The sequence below is a fragment of the Leisingera sp. UBA4491 genome (assembly GCF_002388965.1).
Taxonomy (GTDB): domain Bacteria; phylum Pseudomonadota; class Alphaproteobacteria; order Rhodobacterales; family Rhodobacteraceae; genus Leisingera; species Leisingera aquaemixtae.
Window position 1 is genome coordinate 1 of sequence record NZ_DGNN01000017.1, and the last position, 17251, is coordinate 17251.

The following is a 17251-nucleotide window of genomic DNA, read 5'->3' on the forward strand; positions in this document are numbered from 1 at the left end:
ATTTCGCGGGGGGCAGGTCAGATCTGAAAGACTTCTTTCAGAACCAATCAGAGGCCCTGCAGAACGCTGCGGTGCTGCTCGGCGGCCAACCTGCGCTCCGCTGTGTTCATGCGCTGTTGGATGATCTGACAATTCAACCCAGCATCACGCGCCGCATGAAGACAAACCTGGTAAAGCTTCAGAAGGTGCTGACCCTGGAAAATGTCCACGACATGGACCGTATCGAGGCCGCGCTTTTTGCTGAGATTGATCCAGCCTCACCTATCGTGGAAGAGATTTGCCTGCTGTCGGATCAACTCGACGATTTGCTCCAGCCAATCCTGTCAGAGAGGCACGAGGCATACTCGGCTGTGCCCGTGTGAATTCCCAAAGCTGGGGTGTTCCTGCCCATCCCGGCTTCTTGAGAGGCATTGAGACCTCAAACTTCAGATACGCCAAAGCAAAGGAGATTTCGCATGGCGCAAGACATCAATGGGCAGCTCGAGCACGCGGTACTGTCATCTATCAAACAGGGCCGATGGCTGGCGGAAGAGTGGGAAGAGGTCGGCATATATCCGGGCAAACGGTTGCAAGCCCTTTTACCGCAGTTGTTGCAACGGCTGAAGGATGGGGAGCCGTTGGCCGTCAATGACGAAGATGCGCTGGATCTCATGGCTGAGGGAATTGTCGAAGCATTGAACGAGCTCAAACCAGAGTATGGAGATTTGGCTATGCGCATCGATACGTCGGAGCACCTAATCTTCGATCAGCCACGAGAGCAGTTAAGGCGACTGGCTGAACGGTGGAAGTCCTTCCAAGGACTTCGGCGTCATATTCGGGATCTTCAGGCGGCTTTACGAAAAATCAAGCTGGCGCATCGGCGTACATAAATTTAGCACAAAGCTATTCAGGAAAGCTTCGGGCCCAAGAGCTCTATTTGGGGCCCGAAGCCATTTCTTATCGGTCTATATTGGCGACGGCTTTACCTCGCTCAAAATGGCTCGCTAATCGTGGTGATATATACCGCTCAATCGAACTCAGCTGTCAGTGTCGGATCTTCGGACCACAATAGCATTTCGCCGAAGAAACGGTTCGAACTTTCACCAGTTGGGTCCACCAAATCTTCATGAAATGCATCGTGTAGCTCAACTGTATTTGGCATACGCATTGCTGTTCCTTCGGCAACCAGCGCCATAAACCTCCCTGCTATGCCACGTGCTTGCGGATCAGCCCTGCGGGACGACGTGATCTTTCACCGTATGCGCAACAAGGCCCGCTTCTAACGATTAGGAAGGGGCCGTTTGCAGTGACGAATCCTGCGCAAGCCTGCAATATTGCAGAAGCTTCACTGCAATGACCGGCCTTCCGGAAAAAACCGCAAAGCATGATTGCCTATATCACAGTCGGTGCGGATGATATCGCGCGCGCGAAACGGTTTTATTCTGCGTTCCTGCCCGCCCTTGGTTATCAGCTGAAGGAGGGGCCTGCGGGACTGAGTTTCAGCCTGCCGGTCAAACCGGGTCACCCCCCGTGCAGCCGGACTTTTACGTTAAACCCTCTTTCGATGGTCGCCCGGCCTCGGCCGGCAACGGCTCTATGGCCGCGTTCGAGGCGCGCAGCCAAAAGCAGGTGCGCGATCTTCACGCCGCCGCGCTTCTCGCAGGCGGTTCCGGCGAGGGTCAGCCGGGCTTTTGCGACGATTACGGACCGCACTTCTACGCCGGCTATCTTCGCGACCCCCAAGGCAACAAGATCGCACTTTTCTCCAGCAATCCGAATGAGCCTGGGCGCGACGGATAGCGGGGATATCGCGGCGGACAACAGCCATCCGCCGCTTTGCGGAAGGTTGGAACAAACGGCGCTGACCGCGCGTCGGTCGCCCCGTGGCCTGAGCGTCGGTCCGGAACGGGCACACCCCGAACTGTCAGGACATTGACGGGCAGCGCCCGGATGCCGGCGGCGCTGGAGCCCGAACGGGATCAGGGGGAGGCAGCCCCCTCCGCGGATAGCGGCGTTTGCCTCCAGCTGCAGGCAGCTGCGCCGCGCTGCCTTGAAGTCCGTCCAGCTGCGTTCAAGCGGATTTCCCCAGGACGCCAGCAGGTGCGCCCTTTGCCGCCTTTCAATCCACTGACTAATCTGCGCACAATGGGCCGCACGTCTTCTGGTGCGCATTCAGATCAGGCCGCTGCCGGTCCGGCGTCCCCCTCCCAAGGCACCGCTCCGACGGACGGCGCGCTGCAGCAGCTCACGTAATGCTCACAAACCGTGACGCGACAAAAGGTTGCCTGCCACTCCCTGAGCCTTAAGGTAGGTTCTGCCAGCCCCTGCGGAGATCCTCGCATGAAAGATCAAGCCCCCGCGCCGGACCTCCGTCCGGACACCGCGCAGCCAGACCTTCCCGCCAAGCCGCCCGGGCTGCATGAGCGGGCGCTGCATCTGATGGCCCGGCTGCTGCCGCTGGCCTTTTTCCGCCGCCCGCCCAAGATCATCATCATCGACGCCACCAACAGCTGCAACCTGCGCTGCCCGGTCTGCCCCGTCACCTTTGCGATGAGCCGCAAGCGCGGGATGATGAAACCGCATGTGTTCCGCAAGATCATCGACGATTTCAAGGATCAGCCGGAAAAACCCGCGATCTACTTCAGCTTCTCGGGTGAGCCGACGCTGCACAAGGACCTGCCCGATTTCATCGCCTATGCCCATGAAAACGGCCACGACACCTACTTGTCCACCAACGCCACCCGCCTGACGCCGGAGATGAGCGAGCGGCTGATCCGCTCCGGGCTCGCACGGGTGAACCTCTGCATGGACGGGTTCTCCAAGGAGGCGCAGGAGGCTTACCGGGTCAATTCCGACTTCGATAACGTCAAGGCAAGCATCGAGGAATTCCTCAGCATCAAGAAAGACCTGGGCTTCAAAACCCCAATCACCGTGCTGCAGACGCTGCTGACCAGCTACTCTGAGCCGCAGATGGACGAAATGGAAGCCTGGGCGCGGGAGGCGGGTTTTGACCGGGTGCGGTTCAAGACCTTCTCGATCGGCTCTTACACCTCTGCCGATCAGAAACGCGAGTTCGCCCACTTCCTGCCGCGCCAGAAGAAACTGCGCCGCCACCCGCGCCACACCAGCCACGCGCTGTGCACGGTGCCGCTGTTCCAATCCGTGGTGTTCTGGAACGGCGATCTGGGCCTGTGCTGCATCGACTATGACCAGGTGATTCAGCTGCCCAATGTGGAGGAGGACGGCTTCCTGGCCGCCTACCGCTCGGACGAGGCCGCCCGCGCCCGCAAGCGCGGCTTCCTGAAGCAGTTCGGCATCTGCAAGACCTGCTCCTTCTCCAACGCCGAAAACATGGGCATCCGCCGCGACCTGAAAAAATAGACTTTTACGGCCTTCATCTTTCCCCAAATACTCTGGGGGTGAAGGCCGCCAGGCCGAGGGGGCAACGCCCCCTTCCCTTTACCGCTGCAGCAAGATCGGAAACCAGTCTTCGCGCAGGCGCTGGCCGGGCTGCATACCGTGGCCCGGAAACGGCGGCGAGGTGCGGCCCGGCCGCTCGACATAGCGCGCGTCATCGCCCACCAGCCGCAGCGAAAACGCGCGGCGGCGCGAGGCCGAGGTATTGCCGCGGGCGCCGTGCAGGGTCTTGTAGTTGAAGGCCACCGCATCGCCCGGCTGCATCGGGTATTCCAGCACCGTCATGCCTTCGGCATCCGGATCCGGGACGGGCATGTACTGGCCCTCGTCCGGAAAGAAATCCTCCTCCGATACCCAGCGGGTCGGCAGCACTTCCTTCTCCCATTTGTGGGAGCCGGCCACGCAGCGCAGGGTGGCCTCTTTCACCTCATCCAGCGGCGACCAGAAGCTGATGGTCTGCTGCCCCTCGACAAAATAATAGGGGCCGTCCTGATGCCAGGGAGTGGCCATCGAGGTGCCCGGCTCCTTGACCAGCACATGGTCATGGAACATTTGCACTGACTGGGATTGCATCAGGTCGGCGGCGACTTCGGCAACCGGGGATTCTTCAATCGCTTGCTGGAATTCGGGAATGCGGGTCCAGTTGCAGTAGTCATCAAAGAACCGGCCGGTCTGCCCGGCCTTTTCGTTGTCCGACGCATAAGGCCCGGGGTTTTCCATATTGGCCGCAACGCCTGCACGCAGCAGCTCGGCTTGATCTGCGAACAGGCCGCGGATCAGGACCACGCCGTCGCGCTGGAACTGCGCCACATGTTCCGGGGTGATGAGGGGGTGGACCATTGCTGTCTCCGCTGCTGAATGATGCAAATCCGATGCGCCATTCCTGCCGCGGCACAGGTATAGTTTCAAATCATATCTTTTTAAGATACCCTTCGGCACATGTTATACCTGACCCTGCGCCATTACGAATACGTCTGCGCCGTCGCCCGGCACGGCAGCCTGTCGGCGGCGGCGGATGCCGTTCATGTAAGCCAGCCCGCGCTTTCGGCGGCGTTGAGCCGGATCGAGGAGCACCTGGGCCATGTGCTGTTCCTGCGCAGGCGCGGCGCGGCGCTGGCGCTGACGCCGCAGGGGCGGCGGTTTGCCGGGCAGGCGCAGGCGCTGCTGGATCGGGCGGCGCGGCTGGAAAACTCCAGAAACGCCGGTGCCATGCACAAGCTGACGCTGGTCTGCTTCTCCGACTTGGCCCCGTTTTTGCTGGCCCCTGCCCTGAAGGCCCTGCGCGCGGCCCTGCCCGATGTGGAGGTCAGCCACCGTGCCTGCGGCTTTGACCCGTTGATTTCCGCGCTGAGCACAGGCGCGGCGGATCTGGCCATCACCTATGACCTGGGGCTGGATGCGGCTTTCAGCCGGGCCGAGCTGGACAGGATCGCGCCGCATGCGCTGGTGCCGCCGGAGCATCCGCTGGCACAGCGTCGCGGCCTCTCGCTGGCGGAGCTGTCGCAGCACCCGCTGGTGCTGTCGCAGGAAGGGCTGTCGGTGCAGCACATGCTGGGTCTGTTCAAGATGCAGGGACTGGTGCCGCGGATTGCGCACCGGGCGGAGACGCTGGAGCTGCTGCGCAGCCTGGCTGCCAATGGCGAGGGCGTGGGGATCAGCTACAGCCTGCCGCCCGGCGGAATCAGCTATGACGGCAAAGCCCTGTGCGCGGTGCCGGTCAAGGATGCGGCGGCGCAGGAGCCGGTGATTCTGGCAGCCCACACAGGAATGCCGGAGGCATCCCCGGCCTTCAAAGCACATGAAATTCTCCGCAAAGCGCTGAGCGGCCGCCGGTCAGACCTTGCGCAGGCGGATCACCACATCGACTGAGGCGATCTCCATCCCTTCCGGCGCTTCCGGCAGCTTGTGAATCACCAGATCCTGAGCGGGCGCATCGCTGACCCGGCCCTCGTCCTCCCAGAAGAAATGCGGGTGGTCGTGGGTGTTTGTGTCGAAATAGCTTTTAGACCCATCGAGCGGTATCTCCTGCAGCACGCCCGCATCGCAGAACGCGCGCAGGGTGTTGTAGACGGTCGCCAGCGACACCGCGGCACCCTTTTTCTTGGCCGACTCGAACAGGCTTTCGGCGGTGATATGGCGGTGCTTGCCGTCGCCGACCAGCAATTCGGCAAGCGCAACCCGCTGCCGGGTGGGTCTCAGCCCGGCCTCTGTCAGCCAGCGTGTGGCCACTTCTTCGCTGTTTGGCGTCATGAGCAGGTCCTGCATCGCGTTGCTGACCGTATATATAGGAGCAACACCCAAGGTTTTTCAAATGAAATTCATTCGCAGCTGAACTCCCCTTTCCGGTGCGTCTGTGGCACATTCAGCGCAGGAAGTGACGCGGGGTCCCCTTGCAGGACCCTTTCGCGCGGTGCTACAGGGAGCCAGATATATAGACCCGAACCCCAGGCAGGAGAGACGCCCGAATGGCCGATTACCCCAGCAGCTTTGACAAGAACGATTTGCTGAAATGCGCGCGGGGCGAGCTGTTTGGGCCGGGCAACGCCCAGCTGCCTGCGCCGCCGATGCTGATGATGGACCGCATCACCGAGATTTCCGGCGACGGCGGCGAGCATGGCAAAGGCCATGTGATTGCAGAGTTCGACATCACCCCGGACCTGTGGTTTTTTGACTGCCATTTCCCGGGCAACCCGATCATGCCCGGCTGCCTTGGCCTGGATGGCCTGTGGCAGCTGACCGGCTTCAACCTGGGCTGGCGCGGCTGGAAGGGCCGCGGCTATGCGCTGGGTGTGGGTGAGGTGAAGCTCACCGGCATGGTGCGCCCGGACCGCAAGATGCTGACCTACCGCGTCAACTTCACCAAGGCGGTGCAAACCCGCCGCCTGACCATGGGTGTCGCCGACGGCATTGTCGAGGCCGACGGGGACGTGATCTATCAGGTCAAAGATATGAAAGTGGCCCTGTCCGAGAGCTGACAGGCTTTCCGGCAGGACAAGAGTCACAGGAACAGGAGTACGCACATGCGCCGCGTCGTCGTCACCGGTCTGGGGATTGTCTCCTCCATCGGGAACAATGCCGAAGAAGTCACAGCCTCGCTGAAAGCCGGTAAGTCCGGCATCGTTGCCAGCCCGGAAATGGCCGAGCACGGTTTCCGCAGCCAAGTGGCCGGCACGCTCAAGATTGATGTGGCTGAGCATGTGGACAAGCGCGCCCTGCGTTTCATGGGCCCCGGTGCGGCCTATGCCCATATCGCCATGAGCCAGGCGATTGCCGATGCGGGCCTCAGCGAAGATCACGTGGTGAACGAGCGCACTGGTCTGGTGGCCGGGTCCGGCGGCCCGTCCACCTCGGCCATGCTGGCGGCGCATCAGACGGTGCTGAAGACCGGCGCAACCAAACGCATCGGCCCGTTTGCGGTGCCGAAGTGCATGTCCTCGACCATCTCGGCCAACCTGGCGACCGCGTTCAAGATCAAGGGCATCAACTACTCGATCACCTCGGCCTGCTCCACCTCGCTGCACTGCATCGGCAATGCGGCCGAGCAGATCATGATGGGCAAGCAGGATGTGATGTTCGCGGGTGGCGGCGAGGAGTTGGACTGGACGCTGAGCTGCCTGTTCGATGCGATGGGGGCGATGTCCTCCAAGAAGAACGACGCGCCGGAAAAAGCCTCCCGCGCCTTCGACAAGGACCGCGACGGGTTCGTGATCTCCGGCGGCGGCGGCATCGTGGTGCTGGAAGAGCTGGAGCACGCCAAGGCCCGCGGCGCCAAGATCTATGCCGAGGTGACCGGCTTCGCTGCAACCTCTGACGGCCATGACATGGTGGCGCCCTCCGGCGAGGGCGGCGAGCGGGCAATGCGGCTGGCGCTGGCCACCCTGCCCGAAGGCCGCAAGGTGGATTACATTAACGCACACGGCACCTCGACCCCGGTCGGCGATGTCGGCGAGGTTGAAGCCGCGCGCCGGGTGTTCGGCGAGGGCAAGGTGCCGCCGATTTCCTCCACCAAGTCGATGACCGGCCACGCCCAGGGCGCTGCCGGCGCGCTGGAGGCAATCTTCTGCCTCCTGATGCTGGACAACGACTTCATCACGCCGTCGATCAACGTCGACACCCTCGCCGAAGGCATCCTGCCGGGCGAGATTGCCACCAGCATGGTGGAAAACGCCGGCCTCGACTCGGTGATGACCAACAGCTTCGGCTTTGGCGGTACCAATGGCTCGATGGTTCTGAGCAAGTACAAGGGATAAGTGACGATGGCGGGACTTCTGACCGGCAAGCGCGGCCTGATCATGGGCGTTGCCAACGACCGCTCCATCGCCTGGGGCATTGCCAAGGCCATGGCGGACGCCGGGGCCGAGCTGGCCTTTACCTATCAGGGCGAGGCCTTCGGCAAGCGGCTGGAGCCGCTGGCCCAAAGCGTCGGCTCGGATTTCATGGTCGACGTGGATGTGACCGACGACGTCTCGCTGGACGCCGCGTTCGAACAGCTGTCGGCACGCTGGCCCACGATCGACTTCGTGGTGCATGCGATTGCCTATTCGGACAAGTCGGAGCTGACCGGGCGGTTCCTGAACACCACCCGCGCCAACTTCAAGAACTCGATGGATATCTCCGCCTATTCCTTCATCGAGGTGGCGCGCCGCGCCTACCCGCTGATGAAGGACAACGGCGGCACCCTCTTGACCCTGACCTATCAGGGGTCGAACCGGGTTGTGCCGAACTACAACGTGATGGGCGTGGCCAAGGCGGCGCTGGAATCGGCGACCCGCTATTTGGCCAACGATCTGGGCCCGGAAGGCATCCGGGTGAACGCGATCTCGCCCGGGCCGATGAAGACCCTGGCGGGTGCGGCTATCGGCGGTGCGCGCAAGACCTTCAAGCACACCGCCCAGAACGCGCCGCTGCGCGATAACGCGACGCTGGAGGCGGTGGGCGGCACTGCCGTGTACCTGGCATCCGACGCCGGCGCCTGCACCACGGGCGAGGTTATCCGGGTGGACGGCGGCTTCCACGTGCTGGGGATGCCGCAGCAGGATCACCTGTAACCGCTTCCCCAAAGGCCCCTGTTCAAAAAAGGCGCTCCCCCAGGGGGCGCCTTTTTCTGTCTCTTCTCCAAGCTTCAAACAGCGCGCGCTGTTCTGCATCCGGCCTGCGGCGCTCTCCCGCCCGTCGCCGGGCTTCTGGCGAAGCCCGCTCCCGTTGGGCGTGGCACCGCGCTCTGCACGGTGCCACGCCCAACGCCGCCAAGCGTCTGCCGGCGCAGCCGGGGGACCTGCGGGCGCGGGAGCACTCCCCGCCCCCGCAGGTGGAACCTTAGTTGATAGACACCAGCTCGATGTCGAAGACCAGATCTTTGCCTGCCAGGAAGTGGTTGGCATCCAGCGTCACGGTCTCTTCGGTCACTTCGACCACGGTGACCGGCAGCACATGGCCGTCGGGGCTTTGCATTTGCAGCTGAGTGCCCAGATCCAGCGGGATGTCGGCAGGGATGCCTTCGCGCGGGATTTGCTGGCGTGCCTCGGGATTGATCGGGCCGTAGCCATCGGCGCAGGCGATTTCCAGCGTCTTCTTGCCGCCGGGCTCCATGCCTTCCAAACCGGCATCCATGCCGGCAATGACCTGACCTGCGCCCACGGTGAACTCCAGCGGGTCGCGCCCTTCGGAGCTGTCGAAAACGGTGCCATCCGTCAGCTTGCCTGTGTAGTGGATGCGCACGGTGTCGCCGTTTTTTACCCCGGTCATGAGACCTCCAATCGGTTGCGGGTTGATAAAGGGGCGCAGCCTAGCGCCCGCAGATGTGATGTAAACCCGTATGCGGGCAATTTCCGGCTTTGCCAGCCCGCCGCCTTCGTGCAACTCTCGCCGCAACGGAGGGAGCCATGCCGATTACCACCTGTATCTTTGACGCCTACGGGACCCTGTTCGATGTGGCAGCCGCTGCCCGCCAGGCCGCCGGCGAGCCGCAGTTTCCGCATCTGCAGGACAACTGGGCAGAGCTGGCCGGCCACTGGCGGCTGAAGCAGCTGCAATACACCTGGCTGCGCGCCATCACCGGGGCCCATGCGGATTTCTGGGATGTGACCCAGGACGGGCTCGACTGGGCGATGGAAGCCGCCGGGCTGGACGGTGACGCAGCCCTGCGCCAGCGCCTCCTGGATCTTTACTGGGAGCTTCAGGCCTACCCGGAGGTGCCCGCGATGCTGAAGGCGCTGAAAGACGCTGGATTGAACACTGCGATCCTGTCGAACGGCTCGCCTGCGATGCTGGACGGTGCGGTGCAGTCAGCAGGCCTGGGCAGCGTGCTGGACGACGTGCTGTCGGTGGAAAGCGCCGGCATCTTCAAACCAGACAGCCGCGTGTACGATCTGGTGGGCAAGCGTTTCGGCTGCGCCAAAGACAATGTGCTGTTCGTGTCCTCCAACGGCTGGGATGCGGCGGGGGCTGCGGGGTACGGCTTTGTCACCGCCTGGGTGAACCGGGCGGGGGAGCCGGTGGACAGGCTGCCCTGGAAACCCGCGCATATCCTGCCGGACCTCACCACAATTCCCGACCTTGCCAGGAGCTAGGCGCACCCATGGCGTACTTTGAAACTTCTGACGGGCTGCGGCTGTATTACACGGACAGCGGCGCGGGCCTGCCGCTCCTCTGCCTCGCAGGCCTCACCCGCGACAGCCGGGATTTCCGCTATTTCGCGCCACATGCCGGGCAGTACCGGATGATCACCCTGGACGCGCGCGGCCGGGGGCAGTCGGCGCATGATCCCGCCTTCGCGAACTACAACGTGCTGCGCGAGGCGCAGGATGTGCTGGAGCTGCTGGACCATCTGGGACTGGAGCGCGCCGCGGTGCTTGGAACGTCGCGCGGCGGACTGGTGGCGATGACGCTGGCGGCAATGGCCAAGGACCGGCTGGCGGCGGTGATCCTCAATGACGTGGGCCCGGAGATCCCCCCGGGCGGCATTGCCCGGATCATGGAGTATGTGGGCCGCCGCCCGGCCGCCAAAACCCATGCGCAGGCCGCGCAGTCGCTGGCGGCGCTGATGGCGCCGGCCTTCCCGGACGTGCCCGCGGCGCGCTGGCGCGAGGAAGCGGAGGCGTTCTATGACCAGAGCGCAGAGGGGCTAAGCCTGCGCTATGACCCGCGGTTGCGTGACGCACTGCTGGCGCAGGCCGAGGCTGGCCCGGCCCCGGATCTGTGGCCGCTGTTCCTGGCGCTGGAGGGGCTGCCCTGCGGCGTGATCCGCGGCGCGAACTCGGACATTCTGAGCGCCGGAACCTTCGCAGAAATGCAGCGCCGCCTGCCCGGCCTGCACGCTGCGGAGATCGCCGGACGCGGCCATGTGCCGTTTCTGGACGAGCCGCAGGCGCTCGCCCTCATCCATTCAGTTCTGGACCCCGTCAAATGACCTCAATTGCCATGATCGAAGCCGCGGCCGAGCGGCTGAAGGGCCATGCCCGCGTCACCCCGCTTTTGTCCTCGCCGTTTCTGGACGAGATTGCCGGACGCCGCGTGCTGGTGAAGGCGGAATGCCTGCAGCATACCGGATCGTTCAAGTTCCGCGGCGGCTGGTCGGCGGTCTCGGCACTGCCGGAAGAGACGCGCAAGCGCGGTGTCATCGCCTATTCCAGCGGCAACCACGCGCAGGGTGTGGCAGCCGCCGCCAAGGCGCATGAGGTGCCTGCCGTGATCGTGATGCCTGCCGACGCGCCCCGGCTGAAGATCCAGAACACCCGCGATCTGGGCGCCGAGGTGGTGCTGTATGACCGCGCGGGCGGCGAGAGCCGCGAGGCGGTGGGCGCGCAATATGCGGAAGCGCGCGGGCTGACCCTGATCAAACCCTATGATGAGCCGCAGGTGATTGCGGGCCAGGGCACCACGGGGCTGGAGATCGCGGAACAGGCCGCCGCTGAAGGCGTCACCCGGGCGGATGTGCTGGTCAATTGCGGCGGCGGCGGGCTGTCCTCGGGCATTGCGCTGGCGCTAGAGGCCCGCGCGCCGGGCCTGCGGGTGCGGACGGTGGAACCGGAAGGCTTTGACGACGTGGCCCGGTCGCTGGCGGCGGGCGAAATCTGCCGGAACCCCAGCCAGTCCGGCTCGATCTGCGATGCGATCCTGACACCGCAGCCGGGGGAGATCACCTTCCCCATTCTCAGCCGGCTGTGCGGGCCGGGGCTGGTGATCACCGAGGAGGAGGCGATGCGGGCGATGGCGATGGCCTTCCTGCGGCTGAAAATCGTGCTGGAACCCGGCGGCGCGGCCTCGCTGGCCGCGGCGCTGTTCCACCCCGGACGGCTCGCCGGCGCCGCGGTGATTGCGGTTGCCACCGGCGGCAATGTGGATGCGGAGCTGTTCCGGGAGGCGCTCTCGCGCTATGCTTGACCCCTGGCCGCGCGTTTCATGGCGCGGCAGTCAGGGGGCCGTCATGACACGCTTCACAATCGCCTCGTTCAACGTCAAGAATCTGATCGGACCGGAGCGGGAATACTACCGCTTTCAAAGCTACACGCCGGAGGAATACGCCTGGAAGGCGGATTGGATGGCCGACCAGCTGCTGACGCTCAACGCCGATATCGTGGGGTTTCAGGAGATCTTTGACGAAGCACCGCTGCGCCAGGTCATCGCCGAAACTGACCGGCGCGGGGCGGAGGCCAACGCCGCCAGCATCCCCGACCCTTCCAAACGCTATCACCGCAAGGCGGTTTTTCAGAAGCTGGCGTATGGCTCTTACGCCGAAGCGGAACTGGCCTTTGCCCCCAACCTTAACGACACCGGTGATCCGGGCGAGCGGCGGCCCGGACTGGCAGTGCTGTCGCGGTTCGGCTTTGCGGAGGATCCCGAGGTGATCCAGGACCTGGATCAGCCGCTGGACATCCCGATGGCCTGCCTGGGCGAGGAAGAGGACGCAGGTTTTTATACCCTGCGCCGGCTGTCGCGGCCGATCCTGAAAGTACGGGTGCCGGTTGGGGATCAGGTTATTACCGTGTTCAATTGCCACCTGAAATCGAAACTCGGCGAATACATCAAGCCGCAGGGCGCGCCCTATCCGCCCGAAACCGTGCTGACCGCCTATGATGCGGCGGGCCGGGCGATGGGATCACTGCGGGCGGCGCTGAGGCGGATGGGCGAGGCCTGGGTGCTGCGCCGCGCGGTGCTGGACGAGCTGGAGCAGGGCCGCCCGGTGATGGTGCTGGGGGATTTCAACGACGGCGAACATGCGGTCAGCAGCGAGATCATCGCCGGCGAGATGCCGTTCACGAACTACGCCTGGATGCTGCGCCATGACGCCCGGCACCCCGGCGACCGTTACAGTGCGGAGGAAGACAAACAGATCCGCGAGGACGTCGACCGGGTGCGGCTGCGCTCTGCCGAGAAGATGTTCCTGAAAAGGTCTTTGCGCAATGTGGTCTATACCACAGCCTTTGGCGGCGTGCATGAGAGTGCCGACCAGATCTACATGTCGCGCCATTTCGACCCGTCCTGGCCCGGTTCCATCGGGGAAATGCAGTATTACAGCGTCTTCAACGATCATCTGACCGACGGCAGCCACCCGGAAGCGCCTTACAACAAGCCCGCCTCCGATCACGCGCAGATCATGGCCCACATGGAGCTGCGCGGCTGAGGCGGGCCGGACAAACCGGTTTTTCCGGCCAATTTTCTTTGGAAAGAAAATTCCCCCGCCCGCGGCAGGCGGCTGGTTTACCTCGCCGCCTTGGCACAGGTAAAGTGCTGCGGAACAGCAAAGAGGCGCTCCATGCAGATTGCAGACCTGGGCGATGTCCAGCTTCATTACCGCATTGACGGGGACCCTGACGGCGCCCCCATCGTTTTTGCCAACTCGCTTGGCACCGACCTGAGGGTTTGGGATGCGGTGGTGGACCGGCTGCCTGCAGGCCTGCGCATCATCCGCTATGACAAGCGCGGGCACGGGCTGTCCTCCTGCCCGCCCTCGCCCTATTCGATGGGTGCGCTGGTGCGCGACGCGGAGCGGCTGCTGGATCACCTGCAAGTGCGCGACTGCATGTTTGTGGGGCTGTCGATCGGCGGCATGATCGCGCAAGGCCTGGCGGTGAAGCGGCTGGATCAGATCCGGGCGCTGGTGCTGTCGAACACCGCCGCTAAGATCGGCACCGCGGAGATGTGGAAAGAGCGGGTGCAGACAGTGCAGTCCGACGGCATCGAAGCGCTGGCCGAAGCGGTGATGGAGCGCTGGTTTGCCCGCGGCTTCCGCGCCACGCCAGAGCTGCAGCTGTGGCGCAACATGCTGGTGCAGCAATCCCGCGACGGCTATGCCGGCTGCTGCGCGGCAATTGCCGGCACCGATTTCTATACCCCCACCAGCGGGCTGCGGCTGCCCTGCCTGGGCATTGCGGGATCTGAGGACGGCTCCACCCCGCCCGATCTGGTGCGCGAGACGGTGGACCTGATCCCCGGCAGCCAGTTCCACCTGATCCGGCGCGCGGGCCACATTCCTTGCGTCGAGCAGCCGGAGGAATACGCGGCGCGGCTGACCGCGTTTCTGAGGGAGACCGGGCACATTGGCTGAGGTTCTTCTGATTCACGGTTCCTGCCACGGCGCCTGGTGCTGGCGCGATGTTGTCCCGGCGCTGGAGGCGCGCGGCCACACCGCCCGCACAATCACCCTGCCCGGCCATTGCGACGGGCGCGATCCGGCGGGCGTCACACTTGCAGAAACTGCCGAGGCGGTGCTGGCGGCCTCGACGCCGGACACCATTGTGCTGGGCCATTCCTGGGCCGGGTTTCCCATTTCCGCCGCGGCAGAGGCCGGTCCTGACAGGTTGCGCGGCCTGATCTACCTGTGCAGCTATATTCCGGTCAGCGGCCTGTCCCTGATCGGCATGCGCAAGGCCGGGCCGCGGCAGACGCTGACGGGCGCCACCAGCAAGAACGCGGCCGGCACCAGCTACAGCTTCGTGGCAGAGATCGCGCCGGAGCTGTTCTATCATGACTGCCCGGCTGAAACGGTGGAGTTCGCGTTGGAACACCTGTGTCCGCAGCCAATCCCGCCGCAGGACACGCCAATCCGGCTGGGCGACCGGTTCGAAGGCGTGCCCAAGGCCTATATCCGCTGCACGGAGGACCGGGTGATCCCGCCGGAATACCAGGCGCAGATGGCGGCACAGCTGCCGCCGCAGCGGGTCTTTGAAATGCAAACTTCCCATTCGCCCTTCTTCGCGGACCCAGAGGGGCTTGCGGATCTGATCGGGCACATCGCAAAGGACTTCTGATGGCAGGTTCGGTTTTTGACAGCCAGGTGTATGGCGGCCTGTTCGGCTGCGGCGAGGCCAGCCGCCTGTTTTCGGACAGTGCGGAGGTGCGCGCCATGCTGCTGGTGGAGGGCGCACTGGCCAAAGCGCAGGGTGACGCGGGCGTGATCCCGCAGGAAAGCGCCGCCGCCATCGCCCGTGCGGTGGTGGAAATCGCCGTCGACCCCGGCGTGCTGAAACAGCCCAGCGCGCAGAATGGCGTGCCGGTGCCGGGGCTGGTCGCCGCCTTCCGCGAGGAGATGAAAGCGCCGGAGCACGCGCAGTATGTGCATTGGGGCGCCACCTCGCAGGACATCATGGACAGCGCGCTGATGCTGCGGCTGCGCCAGGTTCTGGCGCTGGTGGAAGCAGACGTGAAGGCCGCTGCGGTATCGCTTGGCGCGCTAGCCAGAGCCCATGCGGACCTGCCGATGGCTGCCCGCACCTATGGGCAGCACGCCACCCCCACCAGTTTCGGGGCGGTGGCGGCGGGCTGGGGCACGCCGCTTTTGACCCTGCTAGAGGAGCTGCCCGCGCTGCGCCAGTCCTGCCTGCTCGTGTCCCTGTCGGGTGCAGCGGGAACGTCCAGCGCGCTGGGGCCAAAGGCAGCAGAGGTGCGCGCTGCGATGGCCAAGGGGCTGGCCCTGCAAGATCCGGGGCGCAGCTGGCACACCGACCGCACGCCGATCCTGCGGATCGCGGACTGGCTGCAGCGGGTGACGCTGGCCTTCGGCAAAACCGGCGAGGACTGCATCGCGCTGGCGCAAAGCGGCATTTCGGAGATTTCGCTGGGCGGCGCCGGTGCCTCGTCCACAATGCCGCAGAAGCAGAACCCGGTGGCGCCTTCGGTGCTGGCGGCGCTGGCGCGGCAGGGCAGCGGCTTGTTCTCTGTCCTTCAGGGGGCCTCGGTGCTGCAGCATCAGCGCGACGGGGCGGCCTGGTTCAGCGAATGGATGAGCCTGCCGCAGATCGTTCTGGGCGCGGCCAGCGCCGCAAAGACGGGCAAGGACCTGTGCGCGGGCCTGGCACCCGATCCGGAGGCGATGGCCGCCGCGCTCTCCGGCGGGCTGGGCATGATCCACGCCGAGGCGCTGAGCTTTGCCCTGGCAGAGCAGATGCCGCGGCCCGATGCGCAAGCGGCCGTGAAGGCGCTGTGCCGGGAGGCGCAGGCCTCGCAGACGCCGTTGCGGGAGCTGGTGGCGCGCGACTATCCGGATCTCGACGCGGCGGCGCTGTTTGATCCGGGGCAGCAGATGGGCCGGGCGCCGTGGGATGCCTTGCAGTTTGCCAAACGGGCTGAGGAGCTAGGCAGCCAGTAAAGGACGTTCAGGAGAGAACGCCTGTTCACGCTGCTCCTCATGGCCATCGGCTGCACAGTGTTTCAGTGCAGCGAGTCTTCCGTGACGTAATACCGCCGCCGGGCTGCCGTATTCCCGCTTGATGCAGCCAGGCCGCCGCGCCACCTTGCCTGAAACGGGGAGGAAAACCATGCAAACCATCAAAGCCGCCGTCTGCCATGCCTTCGGAGCCCCGCTTGTGATCGAACAGGTGAAGCTGGCCCCACCCGGCATGGGCGAAGTGGAGGTCACGCTGGACGCGGTTGCCATTTGCCACAGCGACATCTCCTATGCCGAAGGCGCCTGGGGCGGGCATCTGCCTGCGGTCTACGGGCATGAGGCCGCCGGGGTGATTACCCGCCTCGGCGGGGGTGTGCAGGGGTTTGCCGAAGGCGACTCCGTTGTGGTCACCCTGATCCGAAGCTGCGGCACCTGCCCGTCCTGCGCAGGCGGCAGGCCGGTGATCTGCGAAACGCCCTATGACGGTGTGAACGGCCCGCTGAAGACAGCCGAAGGCGGGCCGCTGGAGCAGGCCATGGCCTGCGGCGCCTTTGCCGAGAAGGTGGTGGTGGACCAGCGCCAGATCGTGAAGATCCCGGCTGAGATGGGCAAGGACGTGGCGGCGCTGATGTCCTGCGGGGTGATCACCGGCGTTGGCGCGGCGGTCAACGCCGCCCAGCTGCGGGCGGGGCAGGACGTGGTGGTGATCGGTGCCGGCGGGGTCGGGCTGAACGCCATCCAGGGCGCCCGCATTGCCGGCGCCCGGCGCATCGTCGCGGTGGACATGAGCCAGGAAAAGCTGGACATCGCCAAAGAGTTCGGCGCAACCCACGGGGTTCTGGCGACTGAGGACAAGCCGTGGAAGGCGGCCTTTCAGGCGCTTGGCGGCCGCGGTGCAGACGCGGTGCTGGTCACCGTCGGCGCTATCCCTGCCTACGAGCAGGCCCCGCGCTATCTGGCACGCGGCGGCAAGGCGGTGCTGATCGGCATGCCGCATTCCGGCGCCAAGGCCAGCTATGAGCCGGTGGTTCTGGCCGCCGTGGGACAGGGGCTGATCGGCTCCAAGATGGGTGATGTGGTGATCCAGCGGGACATTCCCTGGATGGTCGACCTTTACCAGCAGGGCCGCCTGAAACTGGATGAGCTGATCTCGGGCCGCTGGTCCCTGGAGCAGATCAACGAGGCCATTGCCGACACCAAGACTGGCTCTGCCAAGCGCAATGTGATTGTGTTTGACTGACACGCACAAAC

At 64.7% G+C, this 17251-nt stretch carries 19 protein-coding genes and 1 pseudogene; 16 read left to right on the forward strand and 4 right to left on the reverse strand.

The window, feature by feature from the left end:
• Together B2P87_RS09230 and B2P87_RS09235 are read left to right on the forward strand one after the other, a co-directional pair.
• On the forward strand, positions 1 to 362 hold a 362-nt coding region (locus tag B2P87_RS09230; RefSeq protein WP_349678060.1), incomplete at its 5' end, for a hypothetical protein.
• Positions 363 to 455: 93 nt separating this feature from the next.
• Complete coding sequence (locus tag B2P87_RS09235; RefSeq protein ID WP_141891206.1) at positions 456 to 869, forward strand: hypothetical protein; 414 nt, start codon at positions 456 to 458, stop codon at positions 867 to 869.
• Positions 870 to 1006: 137 nt separating this feature from the next.
• Here the strand turns inward: B2P87_RS09235 and B2P87_RS09240 are convergent, their stop codons facing one another.
• Positions 1007 to 1174, reverse strand: coding sequence for a hypothetical protein (locus B2P87_RS09240; RefSeq protein ID WP_167510263.1), 168 nt, complete (start codon positions 1172 to 1174; stop codon positions 1007 to 1009).
• 189 nt (positions 1175 to 1363) lie between these two features.
• Here B2P87_RS09240 and B2P87_RS09245 point away from each other — a divergent pair.
• A pseudogene (locus tag B2P87_RS09245) lies at positions 1364 to 1779 on the forward strand (VOC family protein).
• Between the two features lie 540 nt (positions 1780 to 2319).
• Complete coding sequence (locus B2P87_RS09250; RefSeq protein ID WP_058285022.1) at positions 2320 to 3360, forward strand: radical SAM/SPASM domain-containing protein; 1041 nt, start codon at positions 2320 to 2322, stop codon at positions 3358 to 3360.
• A 78-nt stretch (positions 3361 to 3438) separates the two neighbouring features.
• Here the strand turns inward: B2P87_RS09250 and B2P87_RS09255 are convergent, their stop codons facing one another.
• On the reverse strand, positions 3439 to 4236 hold the full coding sequence (locus B2P87_RS09255) for a phytanoyl-CoA dioxygenase family protein (protein WP_141891207.1): 798 nt from the start codon (positions 4234 to 4236) through the stop codon (positions 3439 to 3441).
• Positions 4237 to 4335: 99 nt separating this feature from the next.
• On the opposite strand from B2P87_RS09255, the gene B2P87_RS09260 reads away from it, so the two are divergent.
• A complete protein-coding gene (locus B2P87_RS09260) occupies positions 4336 to 5265 on the forward strand; it encodes a LysR family transcriptional regulator (RefSeq protein WP_141891208.1) in 930 nt (309 codons plus the stop codon).
• Here B2P87_RS09260 and irrA read toward each other — a convergent pair.
• A complete protein-coding gene (gene irrA / locus B2P87_RS09265; protein WP_058285244.1) occupies positions 5230 to 5646 on the reverse strand; it encodes an iron response transcriptional regulator IrrA in 417 nt (138 codons plus the stop codon). The two genes, B2P87_RS09260 and irrA, sit on opposite strands and share 36 nt — an antisense overlap.
• A gap of 215 nt (positions 5647 to 5861) precedes the next feature.
• Here irrA and fabA point away from each other — a divergent pair, with 215 nt between their 5' ends.
• Genes fabA through B2P87_RS09280 form a run of 3 tightly spaced genes read left to right on the forward strand, consistent with a single transcriptional unit; the run spans position 5862 to position 8444 of the window.
• Positions 5862 to 6371, forward strand: a complete 510-nt coding sequence (gene fabA, locus B2P87_RS09270) for a bifunctional 3-hydroxydecanoyl-ACP dehydratase/trans-2-decenoyl-ACP isomerase (protein WP_058285019.1) — start codon at positions 5862 to 5864, stop codon at positions 6369 to 6371.
• Between the two features lie 45 nt (positions 6372 to 6416).
• Complete coding sequence (fabB, locus tag B2P87_RS09275; protein WP_141891209.1) at positions 6417 to 7646, forward strand: beta-ketoacyl-ACP synthase I; 1230 nt, start codon at positions 6417 to 6419, stop codon at positions 7644 to 7646.
• Positions 7647 to 7652: 6 nt separating this feature from the next.
• A complete protein-coding gene (locus B2P87_RS09280) occupies positions 7653 to 8444 on the forward strand; it encodes an enoyl-ACP reductase FabI (RefSeq protein WP_141891210.1) in 792 nt (263 codons plus the stop codon).
• 268 nt (positions 8445 to 8712) lie between these two features.
• Here the strand turns inward: B2P87_RS09280 and B2P87_RS09285 are convergent, their stop codons facing one another.
• Complete coding sequence (locus tag B2P87_RS09285) at positions 8713 to 9141, reverse strand: FKBP-type peptidyl-prolyl cis-trans isomerase (RefSeq protein WP_141891211.1); 429 nt, start codon at positions 9139 to 9141, stop codon at positions 8713 to 8715.
• 137 nt (positions 9142 to 9278) lie between these two features.
• Here B2P87_RS09285 and B2P87_RS09290 point away from each other — a divergent pair, with 137 nt between their 5' ends.
• The 8 genes from B2P87_RS09290 (at position 9279) to B2P87_RS09325 (ending at position 17240) form a co-directional block, all read left to right on the forward strand.
• Entirely contained in the window at positions 9279 to 9965 is a 687-nt protein-coding gene (locus tag B2P87_RS09290; protein ID WP_141891212.1) for a haloacid dehalogenase type II, read from the forward strand.
• Between the two features lie 8 nt (positions 9966 to 9973).
• Complete coding sequence (locus B2P87_RS09295) at positions 9974 to 10804, forward strand: alpha/beta fold hydrolase (protein ID WP_141891213.1); 831 nt, start codon at positions 9974 to 9976, stop codon at positions 10802 to 10804.
• The gene (locus B2P87_RS09300; protein WP_141891214.1) at positions 10801 to 11778 is read left to right on the forward strand and encodes a threonine ammonia-lyase; all 978 of its coding nucleotides are present in this window, start codon (positions 10801 to 10803) and stop codon (positions 11776 to 11778) included. The genes B2P87_RS09295 and B2P87_RS09300 overlap by 4 nt, the downstream gene beginning before the upstream one ends.
• Positions 11779 to 11821: 43 nt before the next feature.
• Positions 11822 to 13018: an endonuclease/exonuclease/phosphatase family protein gene (locus B2P87_RS09305; RefSeq protein ID WP_141891215.1), complete on the forward strand. Its 1197-nt coding sequence runs from the start codon at positions 11822 to 11824 to the stop codon at positions 13016 to 13018.
• Between the two features lie 132 nt (positions 13019 to 13150).
• Positions 13151 to 13942, forward strand: coding sequence for a 3-oxoadipate enol-lactonase (gene pcaD, locus B2P87_RS09310; protein WP_141891216.1), 792 nt, complete (start codon positions 13151 to 13153; stop codon positions 13940 to 13942).
• Positions 13935 to 14645 (forward strand): alpha/beta fold hydrolase, encoded by a 711-nt coding sequence (locus tag B2P87_RS09315; RefSeq protein ID WP_141891217.1) that lies wholly within the window; start codon positions 13935 to 13937, stop codon positions 14643 to 14645. Before pcaD ends, B2P87_RS09315 begins: the two co-directional genes overlap by 8 nt.
• Positions 14645 to 15982 carry a class-II fumarase/aspartase family protein gene (locus tag B2P87_RS09320; RefSeq protein WP_141891218.1) on the forward strand — a complete coding sequence of 446 codons (1338 nt, stop codon included), beginning with the start codon at positions 14645 to 14647 and terminating at the stop codon, positions 15980 to 15982. The genes B2P87_RS09315 and B2P87_RS09320 overlap by 1 nt, the downstream gene beginning before the upstream one ends.
• Positions 15983 to 16151: 169 nt before the next feature.
• Entirely contained in the window at positions 16152 to 17240 is a 1089-nt protein-coding gene (locus B2P87_RS09325) for a Zn-dependent alcohol dehydrogenase (RefSeq protein ID WP_141891219.1), read from the forward strand.
• The last annotated feature ends 11 nt before the right edge of the window (positions 17241 to 17251 follow it).

Coding starts and splice junctions, on each gene's coding strand:
- B2P87_RS09235 (WP_141891206.1), top strand. CDS start 456: ATGGCGCAAGACATCAATGGGCAGCTCGAGCACGCGGTACTGTCATCT.
- B2P87_RS09240 (WP_167510263.1), bottom strand. CDS start 1,174: ATGGCGCTGGTTGCCGAAGGAACAGCAATGCGTATGCCAAATACAGTT.
- B2P87_RS09250 (WP_058285022.1), top strand. CDS start 2,320: ATGAAAGATCAAGCCCCCGCGCCGGACCTCCGTCCGGACACCGCGCAG.
- B2P87_RS09255 (WP_141891207.1), bottom strand. CDS start 4,236: ATGGTCCACCCCCTCATCACCCCGGAACATGTGGCGCAGTTCCAGCGC.
- B2P87_RS09260 (WP_141891208.1), top strand. CDS start 4,336: ATGTTATACCTGACCCTGCGCCATTACGAATACGTCTGCGCCGTCGCC.
- irrA (WP_058285244.1), bottom strand. CDS start 5,646: ATGACGCCAAACAGCGAAGAAGTGGCCACACGCTGGCTGACAGAGGCC.
- fabA (WP_058285019.1), top strand. CDS start 5,862: ATGGCCGATTACCCCAGCAGCTTTGACAAGAACGATTTGCTGAAATGC.
- fabB (WP_141891209.1), top strand. CDS start 6,417: ATGCGCCGCGTCGTCGTCACCGGTCTGGGGATTGTCTCCTCCATCGGG.
- B2P87_RS09280 (WP_141891210.1), top strand. CDS start 7,653: ATGGCGGGACTTCTGACCGGCAAGCGCGGCCTGATCATGGGCGTTGCC.
- B2P87_RS09285 (WP_141891211.1), bottom strand. CDS start 9,141: ATGACCGGGGTAAAAAACGGCGACACCGTGCGCATCCACTACACAGGC.
- B2P87_RS09290 (WP_141891212.1), top strand. CDS start 9,279: ATGCCGATTACCACCTGTATCTTTGACGCCTACGGGACCCTGTTCGAT.
- B2P87_RS09295 (WP_141891213.1), top strand. CDS start 9,974: ATGGCGTACTTTGAAACTTCTGACGGGCTGCGGCTGTATTACACGGAC.
- B2P87_RS09300 (WP_141891214.1), top strand. CDS start 10,801: ATGACCTCAATTGCCATGATCGAAGCCGCGGCCGAGCGGCTGAAGGGC.
- B2P87_RS09305 (WP_141891215.1), top strand. CDS start 11,822: ATGACACGCTTCACAATCGCCTCGTTCAACGTCAAGAATCTGATCGGA.
- pcaD (WP_141891216.1), top strand. CDS start 13,151: ATGCAGATTGCAGACCTGGGCGATGTCCAGCTTCATTACCGCATTGAC.
- B2P87_RS09320 (WP_141891218.1), top strand. CDS start 14,645: ATGGCAGGTTCGGTTTTTGACAGCCAGGTGTATGGCGGCCTGTTCGGC.
- B2P87_RS09325 (WP_141891219.1), top strand. CDS start 16,152: ATGCAAACCATCAAAGCCGCCGTCTGCCATGCCTTCGGAGCCCCGCTT.